Annotated in this window: 17 protein-coding genes; 2 read left to right on the top strand and 15 right to left on the bottom strand. The window is 62.2% G+C overall.

Annotated features, from left to right (window positions below; translation table 11 throughout):
• Positions 1-2 precede the first annotated feature (2 nt).
• Positions 3-359, bottom strand: a complete 357-nt coding sequence (fliE, locus tag ABD653_RS07675; protein ID WP_160778140.1) for a flagellar hook-basal body complex protein FliE — start codon at positions 357-359, stop codon at positions 3-5.
• The gene (locus ABD653_RS07670) at positions 356-1,615 is read right to left on the bottom strand and encodes a sigma-54 interaction domain-containing protein (protein WP_160778139.1); all 1,260 of its coding nucleotides are present in this window, start codon (positions 1,613-1,615) and stop codon (positions 356-358) included. The genes fliE and ABD653_RS07670 overlap by 4 nt, the downstream gene beginning before the upstream one ends.
• 208 nt (positions 1,616-1,823) lie before the next feature.
• On the opposite strand from ABD653_RS07670, the gene ABD653_RS07665 reads away from it, so the two are divergent.
• A complete protein-coding gene (locus ABD653_RS07665; protein WP_160778138.1) occupies positions 1,824-2,642 on the top strand; it encodes a flagellin N-terminal helical domain-containing protein in 819 nt (272 codons plus the stop codon).
• A 476-nt stretch (positions 2,643-3,118) separates the two neighbouring features.
• On the opposite strand, the gene ABD653_RS07660 is transcribed toward ABD653_RS07665, so the two are convergent.
• Positions 3,119-3,523 carry a helix-turn-helix domain-containing protein gene (locus ABD653_RS07660; RefSeq protein WP_160778137.1) on the bottom strand — a complete coding sequence of 135 codons (405 nt, stop codon included), beginning with the start codon at positions 3,521-3,523 and terminating at the stop codon, positions 3,119-3,121.
• A gap of 569 nt (positions 3,524-4,092) precedes the next feature.
• Here ABD653_RS07660 and ABD653_RS07655 point away from each other — a divergent pair.
• Positions 4,093-5,250 carry a hypothetical protein gene (locus tag ABD653_RS07655; protein WP_160778136.1) on the top strand — a complete coding sequence of 386 codons (1,158 nt, stop codon included), beginning with the start codon at positions 4,093-4,095 and terminating at the stop codon, positions 5,248-5,250.
• Here the strand turns inward: ABD653_RS07655 and ABD653_RS07650 are convergent.
• The 12 genes from ABD653_RS07650 to flgC are packed head-to-tail and all read right to left on the bottom strand — an operon-like array spanning position 5,247 to position 14,650.
• Positions 5,247-6,182: a flagellar motor protein MotB gene (locus ABD653_RS07650; RefSeq protein WP_160778135.1), complete on the bottom strand. Its 936-nt coding sequence runs from the start codon at positions 6,180-6,182 to the stop codon at positions 5,247-5,249. The two genes, ABD653_RS07655 and ABD653_RS07650, sit on opposite strands and share 4 nt — an antisense overlap.
• A gap of 1 nt (position 6,183) precedes the next feature.
• On the bottom strand, positions 6,184-7,047 hold the full coding sequence (gene motA / locus ABD653_RS07645; RefSeq protein ID WP_160778134.1) for a flagellar motor stator protein MotA: 864 nt from the start codon (positions 7,045-7,047) through the stop codon (positions 6,184-6,186).
• A 26-nt stretch (positions 7,048-7,073) separates the two neighbouring features.
• On the bottom strand, positions 7,074-7,997 hold the full coding sequence (locus ABD653_RS07640) for a flagellin N-terminal helical domain-containing protein (RefSeq protein ID WP_160778133.1): 924 nt from the start codon (positions 7,995-7,997) through the stop codon (positions 7,074-7,076).
• A 4-nt stretch (positions 7,998-8,001) separates the two neighbouring features.
• The gene (gene flgK / locus ABD653_RS07635; RefSeq protein WP_160778132.1) at positions 8,002-9,339 is read right to left on the bottom strand and encodes a flagellar hook-associated protein FlgK; all 1,338 of its coding nucleotides are present in this window, start codon (positions 9,337-9,339) and stop codon (positions 8,002-8,004) included.
• Positions 9,329-9,673 carry a rod-binding protein gene (locus ABD653_RS07630; protein WP_160778131.1) on the bottom strand — a complete coding sequence of 115 codons (345 nt, stop codon included), beginning with the start codon at positions 9,671-9,673 and terminating at the stop codon, positions 9,329-9,331. Before ABD653_RS07630 ends, flgK begins: the two co-directional genes overlap by 11 nt.
• A complete protein-coding gene (locus ABD653_RS07625) occupies positions 9,670-10,767 on the bottom strand; it encodes a flagellar basal body P-ring protein FlgI (RefSeq protein ID WP_160778130.1) in 1,098 nt (365 codons plus the stop codon). Before ABD653_RS07625 ends, ABD653_RS07630 begins: the two co-directional genes overlap by 4 nt.
• An 11-nt stretch (positions 10,768-10,778) precedes the next feature.
• Positions 10,779-11,474, bottom strand: a complete 696-nt coding sequence (locus ABD653_RS07620) for a flagellar basal body L-ring protein FlgH (protein WP_160778129.1) — start codon at positions 11,472-11,474, stop codon at positions 10,779-10,781.
• 23 nt (positions 11,475-11,497) lie between these two features.
• Positions 11,498-12,286 carry a flagellar basal-body rod protein FlgG gene (flgG, locus tag ABD653_RS07615; RefSeq protein ID WP_160778128.1) on the bottom strand — a complete coding sequence of 263 codons (789 nt, stop codon included), beginning with the start codon at positions 12,284-12,286 and terminating at the stop codon, positions 11,498-11,500.
• A gap of 24 nt (positions 12,287-12,310) precedes the next feature.
• Positions 12,311-13,051: a flagellar basal body rod protein FlgF gene (locus ABD653_RS07610; protein WP_160778127.1), complete on the bottom strand. Its 741-nt coding sequence runs from the start codon at positions 13,049-13,051 to the stop codon at positions 12,311-12,313.
• A gap of 5 nt (positions 13,052-13,056) precedes the next feature.
• Positions 13,057-13,875, bottom strand: coding sequence for a flagellar hook-basal body protein (locus ABD653_RS07605; RefSeq protein ID WP_160778126.1), 819 nt, complete (start codon positions 13,873-13,875; stop codon positions 13,057-13,059).
• A gap of 11 nt (positions 13,876-13,886) precedes the next feature.
• Complete coding sequence (locus ABD653_RS07600) at positions 13,887-14,231, bottom strand: flagellar hook assembly protein FlgD (protein ID WP_160778125.1); 345 nt, start codon at positions 14,229-14,231, stop codon at positions 13,887-13,889.
• A gap of 2 nt (positions 14,232-14,233) precedes the next feature.
• A complete protein-coding gene (gene flgC / locus ABD653_RS07595; RefSeq protein ID WP_160778124.1) occupies positions 14,234-14,650 on the bottom strand; it encodes a flagellar basal body rod protein FlgC in 417 nt (138 codons plus the stop codon).
• Between the last annotated feature and the right edge of the window lies 1 nt (position 14,651).

The raw sequence follows: 14,651 nt of genomic DNA, 5'->3' as shown, positions 1-14,651 counted from the left end.
TATCAAGCTCCCATCCGCATGATGTCTTGATAGGCAGAGAGCAGCTTGTTGCGGACCTGCAGGGTCGCTTCAAAGGCGACGCCGGATTCCTGCCTAGCCAGCATAACTTGCGCGATATCGGTAACTTCACCCCGTTCATAGGCGGCGGCGAGCTCACTGGAGCGCGATTGCGCGGCGCTGACTTCCTGTACCGCCGATTTGAGCGTGCCAGCAAAGTCTGGTCCATCGGAGCCTGCCCCTGCCACGTCCGGTTTTTCGCCAGGTTGACGCAGTTCCTGCAGCGTATTGCTGCGATCGAGGATCTGCTGGCGCAGGGCGATGACCTGCTGCAACCCATTGCCGGTGCCTACACTATTCATGATCCCGCTCCGGCAATGGCCAGGCCGGCATCGCGCATGTCTGCCAGGCGATAGCGCAGGGTGCGTTCGGAAATACCCAGCTTGCGGGCCGTCGCGCCCCGCTTGCCGCCGCATTCATTGAGAGTACGCAGTATTGCATCGGCTTCAGAACGGAAGGCGATGTCGGACAGGCTGGCATCGTGGGCCGGGATGCCTTGCGTTTCAGCTAAAGCCTCGACGGCCCGGACCGGACGGTCAAAGCGGATGTGCCTGGCTTCGATCTGCTGGCCATCGCTTGCCAGCAAGATCGCCCGGCGGATGACGTTTTCCAATTCGCGGACATTGCCGGGCCAGGCGTGGGCGCGCAGCAAATCCATCGCATCGGGCGCAATCCAGCGCGGGCCCTGACCGGCCTCCCCATGCTTGAGGAGCATGCCGAAGGCGAGCGGAGCAATGTCTCCGGGCCTTTCACGCAAGGCGCGAAGCGAGAGGGGGAAGACGTTGAGACGGTAGTAGAGATCTTCGCGGAAACGGCCTTCCTCTACCTCGCGCGGCAACTCGCGGTTGGTGCAGGCGACGATGCGAACATCGACCTGCACCGGCTTGGTCGCGCCCAATGGTACCACTTCGCCTTCTTGCAGGGCTCGCAGCAGTTTCGACTGCAGGGCGATCGGCATTTCACCGATTTCGTCGAGCAGCAGCGTCCCGCCATCAGCCGCGCGGAAGAAGCCCTCATGCGCCTCGCTGGCGCCCGTGAAGGCACCTTTGCGATGGCCGAACAGCAGGGCTTCCAGCATTGCCTCGGGCATGGCGGCGCAGTTTACCGCAACGAACGGTCCGTCACGCCGCGGGCTGGCCTGGTGCAGGTATCGCGCCAGCACTTCCTTGCCTGTGCCCGTCGGCCCTTCGACCAGCACCGGGATCGTGCTCGCTGCGACCCGCTCCGCCAGCGTCAGCAGCGCCAGCGTTTCGGTATCGCCTGCAATCGGCATGCCTGCCGCGGTAGAGGCCGCCAGTAATGCCGCGCTGGCCCCGTGCAGGTCACCCGCATCATAAGCCAGCCGCGCCTTGGCCGGCCCCATGCGGACCAGCGCCGGGGCATCGCTGCGGCCCATCACCACCATGCGGTCTTCGCGCCGGTGGGGCACATCACGCTCGTCGCAATCGGCCAGGTGCAATGCGCCCCCACAGGCCGGATTGGCCATCACGGGCAGAACCCGATCGATCAATGCGCCATGTTTTTTTCGCGCGTCTTCGGTTGTGAAGTGCTGGCTCATCAGTGCCCCCGGTTAACCACAAGTTCCGGAGAGCGAGATCGCCCCTCAACGTCTAAGGGCGCGGTAATTTAAGCCCTCGGGTGAATACCTACCCTCCCAATCCGCTGCGACAGGCTGGTGCGCTTAAACATCATTGTGACCCTCCGTTCTGGTTGGTGGCAGCCGCAACTTGGCAATCAGGCTGCGGCAACACACCAGGAGACCAAACATGACTGTGATCAACACCAATATCAGCGCCCTCAAGGCCGCCAACGCTTCCACCGATGCGAACAAGATGCTCGGCGTCGCGATGGAGCGGCTTTCGACCGGCCAGCGTATCAACGGCGCGAAAGACGATGCCGCCGGCCTCGCCATCGCCACCACTATGACCAGCGATATCCGCGCCATGAACCAGGGCATCCGCAACGCGAATGACGGTATCGCACTGGCCCAGACGGCCGAAGGCGCATTGGACGAAGTCAGCAACATGCTGCAGCGCGTGCGTGAACTGGCGGTGCAATCGCGCACCGGTACTTACGATGCGACCGACCGCGGCTATATGGATGCCGAGGTTGACCAGCTGCAGGCGCAGATCGGGGATATCCTCGCCAACACCGAATTCAACGGCGTCACCCTGTTCAGCACAACGGCGGGCACCGATGTGACGGTGGATATCGCCACCAGCGCCACCGAAACCGTCACGCTGACCAGCACTGCGATTGACGGAACCAATGTCAGCGCCACCGCGCTGGACGTGAACACGGCGGCCCTGGCGGCCACCACGATCACCAATGTCGACAACGCACTGGATGATGTGAGCGCGACCCGGGCCTCGCTCGGTGCCGGGCAGAACCGCCTGGATTCGACGATCAGCAACCTGACCACGAACTCCACCAACCTGACCGATGCCCGTTCGCGGATCATGGATACGGACTACTCGGCCGAGACGACGGCGCTCGCCAAGTCCCAGATCCTGAGCCAGGCGTCGACAGCGATGCTGGCCCAGGCCAACCAGAGCAGCCAGAACGTCCTCTCGCTGCTGCGGTAAGACTGGCTTCTCCTTCACCGGAGTCCTCCGAGGCCCGGCATTCCTGCAAGGGGGTGCCGGGTTTTTGGGAGTCTTTGTTTTGCCTCAAGCGCCGGCGTTCGCCTCCGCTCACTTGGCTTTCCTCGCTCCCTGCGGTCGCTGCGGGCGGGCAGTCGCCCTTGCGGCCCTGCGGGCCGAGCTCCGCGACCAAGCCTCGATGTCGGAAAACCTTCGGGCTGCGACAAGCAGCCCGCAAGCGCGGAGTCGTAGCCGAAGGCGCAGACGTGCGACGCACACCTGCAGGCGCGCCAGCCGGAAGGCCGAAGCCAAGGCGCACGGAGGTGCGCCGCCCGGCGTTTGAGGGACCCATCAAGAAACGCCCCGGGCTGCGGCCCGCAGCCCGCAAGCGCGACCGCGCGCCCGAGCTTATGCGAGGAAGCAAGGGGCGCGGATGCGCCCCGCCCGCAGGGACCCAACAAAAGACTCCCTTACACACCTTACACTTCCCCGGCGGAAATATCCCCGAGCACTTCGAGCGCGTCATCGGGGGTGGGTGCGCCCTGCATTTGGGCATGCATTTTGTCGAGCCGCCCGAGATGCGTCAGCAGCAGCTTCGCGTTGAAGCGGCGGCGCGTGCCGACCGGCTGGCCACGATACCACACGGTCTCGGCCCAGCCATTCATCGCCCGGTCCGCCAGCTCGCCCTCGGCCTCCTCGCGCGCAGAGACAATCGCCGCCTCCCACCCGCGCGCAAACGCCGCATCGCGCCGCCGCCAGTCATAGACCGTAGGCCGCGAAACCCCGACCCGCTCACACGCCGCCCGGACATTGCCGGTCGCCGCAAGCGCCTGGAGAAAGAGCGCACGCCGTTCGCGGGTGAAGGGGAGGGAGGGGGCAGGCATCGGTTCGCTCCTGTCGGGGAGGTGCATCAGTTAAAGGGTACGCAAGATGTAGGACAGGGATAGATTTCGATTCGAATTGCTAAGCTGAAATGTTCGTCTAAACTTTGTACAAAAACCAATAATGGAGCACGAATGTGACAAAAGGTCTTGGTCTCGCGGAATATTCAGATCAATTACTCGCTAGTCAGAACGACCTTTGTAGCGCACTGAGTTGGAGGGCTGCGGGTCGTGCGCTAGGAATCGTGTCGATCATAGAAAGTAGAAGCGTATCGTTCAAAAATATAAATCTTGAGCTATATGTACTTCAACTACTAAAAAGTCTGCTGATATCATCGAGCACGCTAAATAAATATTCAGCGAAAAAGGCGGCAATATGCCAAGACTACGTACGAATACTAGAAAAATACTTGAGTGGAACTCTATTCACAATATCCTTTAGGTCTATGTTGAATTCTCATTTGCCTACCTCGAGAATAGAAAACCAAGAACAATTGCGGCGTTGCATCCAGTCAATACTGGATAATGGCCGGAACTATTCGTCAAATCTTGGGGTTGGACCGAATGAAATAATGAGTGATGTCTGGGGAGATTTTGATTACCATATTAATCACCTAAATCATCATAAGGGTGAGGCGCTCCGCCCTGCGCTAACTTCCGAAAGTCCATTCTTCGAAGCATGGAAGAATACAGAGAGTTGGCTGAGATCTAGGAATGAAACTTGGAATGTCTGGGTAATGTGGTTCGAATTCCGGTTCCTAGGAGAGGCTGGGAGCAATATCCCACCCTTCCTGTGGTCCGAGATAGAGTCGAAAATTCTAGAGAATCGAGCTTTCCTTGAAAGTGACAATATCACGCAAGTGAACAGTTTGTTGGCTGAAACATGTCTCGAGTGCTTAGAGTCTCTCGTTGACCATCAAGCAAGTCAGTCACAAATTCGAGCGGGCTATGAGTTTTTGCCGACTGAAGGATCGATGAAAATTGACGAACCAAAAACAAAGACCCAGTCCTCCCAAGTAAAAAAATCTGCTATACAGGAGGTTATATTCGCCACCGATACGATGCTTGCGGAATGCGAGATAAATAGCGCTGCCTACCTAAAGCCGATTATGCAGCGGTATAGGGCTTCATTTCCTTCAGTCGAAGAATGGTCTGATGATGTGCAACTTGTGATGCGAGGGGATGCTGTCAGGAAACTATTCGAAGCGCAGATTTCAAAAGCCTATGATTCCGACCTGCCAGACTTATCTGAAACGACACTACTAACATTCAAGAATGTGATTAGGTCGCATAACGCGTTAATTTCGTTGCATCCTGATCTTTGGGAGCTTGACGAGGCTGTAACGACATCAAGAAAGGGTCGCGTTGAGAATGCCCATGAAGGCTTGAAGAAAATCGTACAATTTGCAGAGACGAAAAAGTATCTTGACGATGAAACTAGATCGGCACTTAAAATTTTGAGTGATACTACTGAAAATAATTCAGAATCGTACATCCTGATTGTCCAATCGACTATTTTCAACTTTGTCATCGCTTCATCAAGATGGATTTGGCTGAATCGGAAGAGTATCACAGCAGGCGCAGTTGGTATGGTGACTATAACTTACGGATTAAGCCAATGGATGATAGCAAATGAAACTTGGCTGCTTTCGTACTTCGGTATGGACTCAGCCATTGGCGCCTTGCTGAGGGCCGCATTGAAGATCGTTAAAGGACTGCCTTTGGCCTAATCCAACACCAACACCGAAATCCGCCGGTTCCGCGGATCAGCCGGGTTCTCTTTCACCAGTAGCTCCCGATCCGCCACGCCCTCGATCCGGGCGAAGCGTCCTTCGGCCAGGCCGCCGCGCAGGAGTTCCTGGCGGGTGGCTTCGGCGCGGCCGGTGCTGAGGCTCCAATTGTTGGCTCTTACGCCCGGCTTCCATTTGAGCGCATCGGTGTGGCCGCGCACGATCAGCTGGGCGCCGGCGCTGGGGCCTTCGCTGCCCAGCGTCTGGGCGATCACGCCGATCAGCTGGCGGGCCTCGGGCACCAGCACGGTGGTGCCGAGCGCGAACATGGAGAAATCGGCATCGTCGACCAGGTCGATCCGGATCCCTTCGGGGGTGCGCACCACGCGGACCTGGCGGACCAGTTTGCGCAAGGCGCGCTCCTGCTCCAGCCGCCGTTTGATTTGCGCCATCATTGCCTTGCGGCGGTGCTCTGCCTGGGCCTCGATCTCCTCGACAGTGGGCGCGCCATCCTTGTGCGCGCCGCCGGTGGCCGCGCGAGGGATAGTGATCGATTGCGTGCCGGTCTGCCCGGCGCGGTTGGGGTAATTGTCCGCATCGGTGATCGAGCTGCCGCCCAGCATCCCGTCGCTGCCCGCGCTCTGTTCCTTCAGCTTGACTAGGGTGGGGGTGAAGTAATCGGCCAGCCCCTTGCGCTGGTCCTCCGTCGTCGCGCCCAACAGCCACAGGAGCAGAAAGAACGCCATCATCGCGGTGACGAAATCGGCATAGGCGACCTTCCACGCCCCGCCATGATGCCCGCCTTCCTCGATCGTGATCTTCTTGACGATGATCGGGGCGAGCGCGTTTTCGGGGGTGAGGGCGCCATCGGGCGCGGCTGGGGCGTCCTGTGGCTGCGCGGGTTCGGATTGGGGCGCGGGTTGGGTCGCCATGCTATTTGCCCCGCATCATATCGAGCAGCTCGGTCAGCTTGGGCCGGTGCGCGGGCGGCAATCCGCTGCGCGCGGCCTCCAGCACCAGCGGCTGGGGGTAGCCATGGAGGCTGGCGACAATCACCTGCTTGATCGAGTGGTAGATCTGCGCGTCATGCGCGTTGACCTGTTTCAGCCGCCCCGCCATCGGGCCGACAAAGCCATAGGCCAGCAGCACGCCGAGGAAGGTGCCGACCAGCGCAGCGCCGATCATCTTGCCCAGCACTTCGGGCGGTTCGTTGATCGATCCCATCGTTTTGATCACGCCCAGCACGGCGGCAACAATGCCCAGCGCAGGCAGGCCGTCAGACAGGGTCTGCAGCGCGTGGGCGGGCTCGTCCATCTCGTGCAATTGCGCCTTGATCGCGCTGTCCATCACGTCCTCCACCGCATGGGTTTCCAGCGTGCCGCTGGAGACGACCATCAGCGTGAGCGCGTCGCAGATGAGGTTGACCACGGCAGGATCGGCCTGGAGCTTGGGGTATTCGGCGAAGATGGCGGAATTTTCCGGCTCGGTGACATGGCTTTCCAGCGCCACCGCGCCTTCGGCCCGCAGGATTTTCATCAGCTTGCTGGCCAGTGCGATCGCGTCGATATGGTCGGTGTCCGAATATTTCGGTCCCTTGAAAACCTTGGCAAAGCCGCCGCCGATCAGCTTGAGCTCGTGCATGGAATTGCCGATCACGGTCGCGCCGATTGCGGCCCCGCCGATGATCATCATCTCGAACGGCAGCGCCACCAGCACCGGGCCCAGCGACCCGCCCGCGAGCACGAAACCGCCAAACACCATGAGGAGCAGGATTATGATCCCGACTGCTGCGAACATTGCTCAATTCCTTCCGGCGCGGGGGCCTAAATCTGGTCAAACAGGCTGAGCGAGGCGAGGCGCACAAAGCTGGCCTGGCTCGCTTCCAGCACGGTCAGTGTCTGCTGCAATTGGGTGATGGCGCTGGCGAGATCGGTGCCGCCAATATCGCCGCCTTCCTGCGCGCGAGCCTCGGCGCGCAATTGCTGCGCCTGGTCGACCGTATCGATCCAGGCGAACCGGACGCCGAGGACGGTCTGCCCGCGATTGAGCGTGTCGAGTGCGGCGTCGAACCCGGCAATAGAGTCGCGCGCAAACTGGGCCGGGTCGCTCACAACGCCCCGCAATCCGTTGGCGATGGTGCGCAAGAAAGCGAGCGTGTCGGTCGCGTTGCCGCCAAAGCTGAACTCGGTGACTGACGGCCCGGTGATGCCGCGCTCTACCTCGACCCCCTCGGCTATGGCCAGCACACCGGGGTCGGTCCCACCGGTATAGAGCGCGTTGCCGGCAGGATCGAGCGCATAGGGCGGACCCGAGACCTCGCCGCCGAACAATGCGCGGCCGGTGCTGCCCGCTGCGTTGAGGCTGGCAAAGATGGTCTGGCGTAACGCCTCCAGCTCGTCTGCAATGGCGACGCGCGTGTCCTGTGCGGTCGAATCACTGGCGGCTTGCACCGCCAGCTCGCGGGCGCGGATCAGCGCGTTGGCGATATCCTCCATCCGGGTCGCTGCGCCGGTGATTTCCTCTTTGGCGCGCGCGGAATTGTTCGCCTCGACAGAGGCCAGCCGGTCCGCCCGGGCGAGGCTGCGCAAACGGGCCGAAGCCACCGGATCGTCCGAAGACCGCTCCAGCCGCTCGCCGGTCGAGACTTGCAGCTGGAGCGCCTCGGCCTCTGCCCGCAGCGCATCCATCTGCACTTGCGATCGGCGGAAAAAGGCCGCGGTGGAATTGGTGACAGCGTCGAAGGTCATGGCCTTATCTCAGTCCCAGCACGGTGTCGAAAATGTCGCTCGCAACCTGGATCACCCGGCCCGAGGCCTGGAACGCCCGCTGGTAGCGGACCAGATTGGCCGCTTCGGCATCAAGGTCGACGGCGGTTTCGCGCGACAGGGCAATCTGCGCTGTTTCGGCAATGGCCCCCAGCGCGTCGCGCGTGGTGGCGCGGCTGGACACGGCATTGGCGAGCTCGAACAGGATGCGGTCCGCTTCTGACGCTGGCCCGCCATTGGCGAGTGCGCTGCGCAGGGCATCGATATTGGCGGTATCGCGGCTGACGGCGGGCGATCCGGCGGGCGCGGTTGCAAGGCCATTGCCGCCGGGAAGGACCACCGCAATGTCACTTGCGCCGGTTCCGGCGAAGAATGGCTGGCCGGTACTGCCATCAAGGGCGACCCCGCTGGCCTGCGCATCGTTGACCTGATGCATGAGCTGCGAGGCCAGCGTGTCGAGCGCAGTCCCGATATCACGCTGGGCCGACAAGGCCTGAGCCTGGCCGGCGAGGCTGCCGCTGGCGGGATTGGCCGGGGCACCGTCCAGCGCAAAGGCGATGGTGCCATCCGGATTGCTCGTGGTGGCCAGTATGCCCGCCTGTGTACCCTGTACGAGGAAGGGGCCGGAGGCGTCACCCAGCTGGACATTGACCACACCGCTGGGTTGGTAGCTGACCGCGATTCCGGCAGTATCGGACAATTGCCGCAATTGGGCGTCACGCTGGTCGAGCAATGTGGCGTGGCTCGATGTGCCGGGCCGGGTGCGGACAATGGCGGTATTGATGCGGACGAGTTCGGCAGAGGCCAGATTGACCTGCTCCACTCCGCTGGTGGCTTCGAAGCGGATCTGGTCTCCTGCCAGGGACAGGGCACCGTCCGCGATCCGGAGGGTCTCCGCCAGTGTCCGGCCGTTTTCGACCACCGCTGCGCGCAGCGATCCGTCGAGCGGGTCGGATCGCAAGGCAGAAAGTGACGCTTCGAACTCCACGATCGCAGGATAGATGCCGGCTTGTTCGACTGATGCCTCTGCATTGCGCAGGCCCGAAAGTTCGGCATCGGCGCGGGCGACATCGCTGCCGGTGCGCCGTGCCTGGTTTTGCAGGAAGAGCGAGTCCATGCGGCGGACCTGGTCGACGCGCACGCCGGACAGCGCGCTGTCGGAATAGAAGGCGACGCTGCCGGTCGCCGTGACTTCTGACAGGCTGACCGAGCGGCGCGCATAATCCTCATTGTTGGCATTGGCGATGTTTTGCGCGGTCACATCCAGCGCCGAACGGGCGGCAACCGTGCCGCTCTTGCCAATCTGCATCAGGTCAGCGGGCATTGTTGCTCAGCTCCTTCTGCTCGATCATCGCAGCCAGCTGGCGTTCGATCTGGTCGGCGAGCCCGAAGGCGCCTGTTTCTGCGGCCAGGCCTGCGACTTGCTCGTCCCGCATGGTCTCGAATTGCTGCAGACCCGGCCCGGTAAAGGGCGTCTGGTCGGCAATTGAACTGGCGCGCGCAGAGGCAAGCAGGCGGCGGACGAAAATCGCCTCGAACGCCTGCGCTGCTTCGCGCAGCTCCAGCCGTTCGGGCGAAAGCGCCGCGTCAATCGGGCCAACCGAACTGCGTTCGACGGAAGTTGGGCCGACGAGATTGGGGGCAACCGGAGGTATCACAGCACAACCATCTCGGCCTGCAAGGCGCCGGCCTGTTTGAGCGCTTCGAGGATAACGACGAGGTCCGACGCACCCACGCCCAGCAGATTGAGCGCGTCGACGATTTCCGACAGCGAGGCGGCGCCTGGCATGGCGATGACATTGCTGGTCTGCTCTTCGAGCGACAGGGTCGAGGATTCCTCCACCGCCGTCACGCCCTCGCTGAAGGGTGCGGGCTGGACCACGCGTGGGGCCTCATCGATGCGGATGGTCAGCTTGCCGTGGCTGATGGCGGCGGGTTGCAGGCGCACGGCCTGGTTTATCACCACCGTACCGGTCCGGCTGTTGACGATTACCCGCGCGGCTTGCGGGGCAGGCGTGACAGCGATCATCTCGATCTGGGCCATCATCGCAGACCGGTCATTATTGCCTAGCGGCAGGACGAATTCGAGAGTCACGCCATCGACGATGCTGGCAGCACCGGGAAAGCGGCGATTGACTGCGTCGCGCACACGGCTGGCCGTCAGGAAATCGGCCTGGTGAAGATTGTAGCGCAGGCGGCCCTCGCGGTTGAAGCCGGTGGCAACAGCGCGCTCGACGCTCGCCCCGTCGGCAATGCGCCCGACTGTGGGTACGTTGACGGTCAATTGTGATCCGTCACGCCCGGACACGCCCAATCCGCCCACGGCAACATTGCCTTGGGCCATGGCATAGACTTGCCCGTCCGCGCCCATAAGCGGGGTCAGGATCAGAGCGCCGCCGCGCAGCGACTTGGCCTTTCCCAGTGTCGAAACCGTGATGTCGATACGCTGGCCCGGCTTGGCAAAGGGCGGAAGCTCTGCCGTGACGATCACGGCGGCGGCATTCTTGAGGCCGGGAGAAACACCGGGCGGCAAGGGCATTCCGAGCCGTCCGGAAATGCCCCGCATGGCTTCGGTCAGATATTCCAGATTGTCGTCACCAGTGCCCTGCAGGCCCACCACCACGCCATATCCGGTCAGCTGGTTGGCGCGCAGGCCCTGGAAGGAACCGAGGTCGCGTATCCGCTCGGCCTGGGCCGTGCCGGGCAGGGCAAGGGCAAAGGCGGCGAGGATCAGGAAGAGAATCTTGTGCATCACATATCTCCTCAAAAGGGCGAAATCTTGGCGAAGAAGCTGGAGAGCCAGCCGGGCTTGCTCGCCCGCTGGATGGCGCCTTTGCCGGAATAGAGGATCTGGGCATCGGCGACCTGCGTGGACAGAATGCGATTGTCGCCATTGATGTCGGCAAGGCGGACGATGCCGGCGAATTGCACGAACTCCTTACCCTGGCTCAGCGCCATATGCTTTTCCCCGATCACGCGCGCAGTCCCGTTCGGGCGTACATCTGCAATGGTGACCGCAATGGCCCCGTTGAGAGTGCTGCGCTGGGCGGCATTGCCCGTCCCTTTGAACGACGAATCTGCCGCAGCTTTAAGGGCATCGGGATTGAGGAATGAAAGCGGGCCGGCGGTGGGAGGGGTCAATCCGGCCGACCCGCTGCGCCCCGTTTGGGACGAAGTGCTTTTCGAACTGCCGATACTTTCGACCAGTACGATGGTGACAATATCGCCAACTTTGCGCGCGCGCAGGCCTTCATGCAGCGCGGCATAGCCGGTGCTGGCCTGATAGATTGCGCCATCGTTGGCCCCAGAACCGACTCTACCGGGTGGCGGCGCGAAGGACGGGCGGGCTTGCGGAACCGGCGGTGGTCCGAAACCGGCCATCGGCCGCACGCCATCGGCCATGCAACCGCCCAGTGTGGCGAGGGCGGCGAGCGCAATCGGGATCTGGAAAATCTTCATAAGTGGCCTCGCTTGGGAATGGGTCACAGGGTCTGGTTGGCGTTGCGCAGCATTTCATCGACGCTGCTGATCATCTTGGAATTGATCTCGTAAGCGCGCTGCGCCTCGATCATTTCGACCAGTTCCTCGACCACGTTGACATTGCTGGCCTCCAGCATTCCCTGGCGGATCGATCCCCGACCATTGTCGCCGCCCGGGCCGATTTCGGCGGCACCACTGGCCGCAGTTTCGACCAGATAATTGTCGCCAATGGCCTGCAGGCCCGCGGGATTGGGGAAGCTGGCAATGGTCAGCTGGCCCAGTTCGGCCGGGGCCGCATCGCCGGGCAGGGTGGCGCTGACGGTGCCGTCCGGTGCGACGGTAATCGATTGCGCGCCCTGCGGGACCTGGATCGCGGGCTGCACGACATATCCTTGCGCGGTCACCAATTGGCCATCCGCGCTGAGCGTGAAATTTCCTGCGCGGGTGTAGCCTTGCTGGCCGCCGGGCAGTTCGATCTGGAACAGGCCGGGCCCGTCCAGCGCCAGGTCGAAGGCGTTGCCGGTGGTGCTGAGCGTGCCTTGTGTTTCGATCCGGCTGGTGCCTTGGACACCCACGCCGTTGCCGAGGTTGAGTCCCACGGCATAGGCGGTTTCGTTGGTCGATCGGGCACCGGCCACGCGCGCATCCTGATAGGCAAGCGTCTCGAAGTTTGCGCGGTCGCGTTTAAACCCGGTGGTGCCGATATTGGCGAGATTGTTGGCGATCACGCGCATCCGCGTGTCCTGGGCTTCTAGCCCGGTGCGGGCGACATGAAGGGCGGAAGTGGGCATGGCTTAGCTCCGTCTCGGATTGGCTCAGCGCAGGCTCATCAACCGGGCGCCTGCCTGGTCGAGATCGTCTGCGGTAGAGATGATTTTGGTGCGCTGTTCGAAGCTGCGTTGCGCCTCGATCATCTGCACCAGCGTGGTGGCCGTATCGACATTGGACCCTTCGAGGGATCCGGCGATAACGCGGGCAGTCGGGTCGCCGGGCAAGGCGCCGCCGCCCGGTACGCGCAGGAAGCCATCGAGGTCCTTGATAATGGCGCTGCCTTCAGGGTTGGCGAGCTTGATCTGGGCCACCAGCTCGGGCGGTGCTTCGGGTGTCGCCGGGTCGCGCAAGAACACGCCGCCATCCTCGCCGATAGCGAGCTGGCTCCCGGCAGGCACAGTGATCGGGCCGGCCTCGCCAAGGACGGGCAGACCGTCACCATTCTCAAGCACGCCGGTGGCGCTGACCCGCAAGTCGCCGCGGCGCGAATAGACTTCTGTGCCGTCGCTTGCCTGTAGCGCCAGCAAGGCATTGCCGACCAGCGCAATATCCATCGGCTGGCCGGTATGGGTTACGGTGCCGCCATCCATATTGGCCCCGCGCACCGCCCCTTGCGAAAGGCTGCGCGCTTCGAACCCGTCGCCCTTGATCGTAACGGGTTTGACCGAGAGTTCTTCGGCGCGGAAACCGGGCGTGCTGGCATTGGCGAGGTTGTTCGCCACGGCGCGCTGCCGGTTCATGGCCGCATCCATTCCCGAAAGGGCGGTGTAGATCAGGCGGTCCATTGCGATCAGGTCCGCAGGTTGATGATCGTCTGGGAAATCTGTGTCGCGGTGTCGATCGCCTTGGCATTGGCCTGGAAATTGCGCTGCGCCGTGATCAGCGAGACCATTTCCTCGGCCAGGTCGACATTGGAGCGTTCCAGCGCGCCGGATAGGATCTGCCCGGCATTGCCGATACCCGGCAAATTGTAATTGGGTGCGCCGGATACTCCGGTTGCTTCCCATTTGGTCTGGCCGATCGAACGCAGTCCGTTGGGCGCGGTAAAGTTGGCCACCGCCACCCGGCCAATCGCGTCACTGGTCCCGTCGGCATAGGCGGCGAAGACCACACCGTTCTTCTCGACTGTGATACTGGACAAATCCGACCCGCCGGCATTGGTGATCGGCACTGTTGCATCGATAGTGGATGCCGTGTTCAGCACATTGCCGGCGGTATCGGTCTGGAACACCTGCAAGCGGTTGCCGCTGGCGTCGGTGACATTGCCGCCACCATCGACCTGCAGGTTGCCGTTGCGGGTGAAGCTGATTTCGCTGTTTTCGGTGTTGCGGGCGGCGAAGAAGCCATCGCCATCGAGCGCGAGATCGAGGCTGCGGCCGGTCTGCTCGATCGCGCCGAGCGAAAAGTTCTGGTCAATCGAGCTGACCGTCGCACCGATCCCGACCGACAGACGCGGATCGGCGGCCGAGCCGTTGGAGATGATATCGGCGAATTGCGTGCTCGACTTCTTGAAGCCGGTCGTTTCCGCATTGGCGATATTATGGGCGATCACGCCCAGATCCGTTTCGGCGTTCTTGAGCCCGTTAAGCGATGTGTAGAAACTGGTCATGATTCATGTCCTCACGAATTGTAGGTGTATGCGTGGTTGGCAGCCGCAGACTGGCGCTGCGCTTCGATCAGCGCGTCGAGCTTGCCCGACATTTCTTCCAGCGTGGCATTGGTGGTGGTGGTCCCGGCGAGGCCGCTGAACTGGGCCATCTGGGCCAGCATGTCCTTGTTATCGACTGGCTCGAGCGGGTCCTGCTGCTGCAGCTGGACAGTCAGCAAGCGCAGGAAATCGCCTTGGTCCAACGTGCTGAATCCGCTGTCCGGTTGGCGGTTGCTCGGGGCATTGAGGGCGTTCAGCGCATTGGCGGCCACGGGCGTGATCCGGGGACTTGTCGTCGGGGAAATACTATCGGTCATTGTCATTTGCTCCGCATCGTTTCGAGCATCAATTGCTTGGCTGTCTGGAGCGCCTCGACCAGGTTCTGGTACTGGCGCGCGCTTTCCATGATTTCGACCATTTCGCCGGTTTCATCGACGGGGGCCTCCCACACATCGCCGTTTGCGTCGGCGAGCGGATGACCCGGATCGTGCCGGCGGATGGGGGCGATATCGGACGGGGAGACGCTGGTAACGCGCACACCGGTCAGGCCCGATGCCCGGTCCAGTTCCGCTTCGAATGTCGGGCGCAGCGGGCGGTAGGCCTCGGCCTCGCTGCCCGCGACCGATCCTGCATTGGCCAGGTTCGAGGCCGCCGCGTTCATCCGCACCATCTGGGCGGACATGCCGCGCTGGGCGAGAGTGAAGATATTCAGTGTTTGCGGGTTGCTCTGGGGCATC

The organism is Parerythrobacter jejuensis (assembly GCF_039536765.1).
GTDB lineage: Bacteria > Pseudomonadota > Alphaproteobacteria > Sphingomonadales > Sphingomonadaceae > Parerythrobacter > Parerythrobacter jejuensis.
Note: the sequence above shows the minus strand (reverse complement) of the source record. Positions and strands in the feature narration are given on the sequence as shown.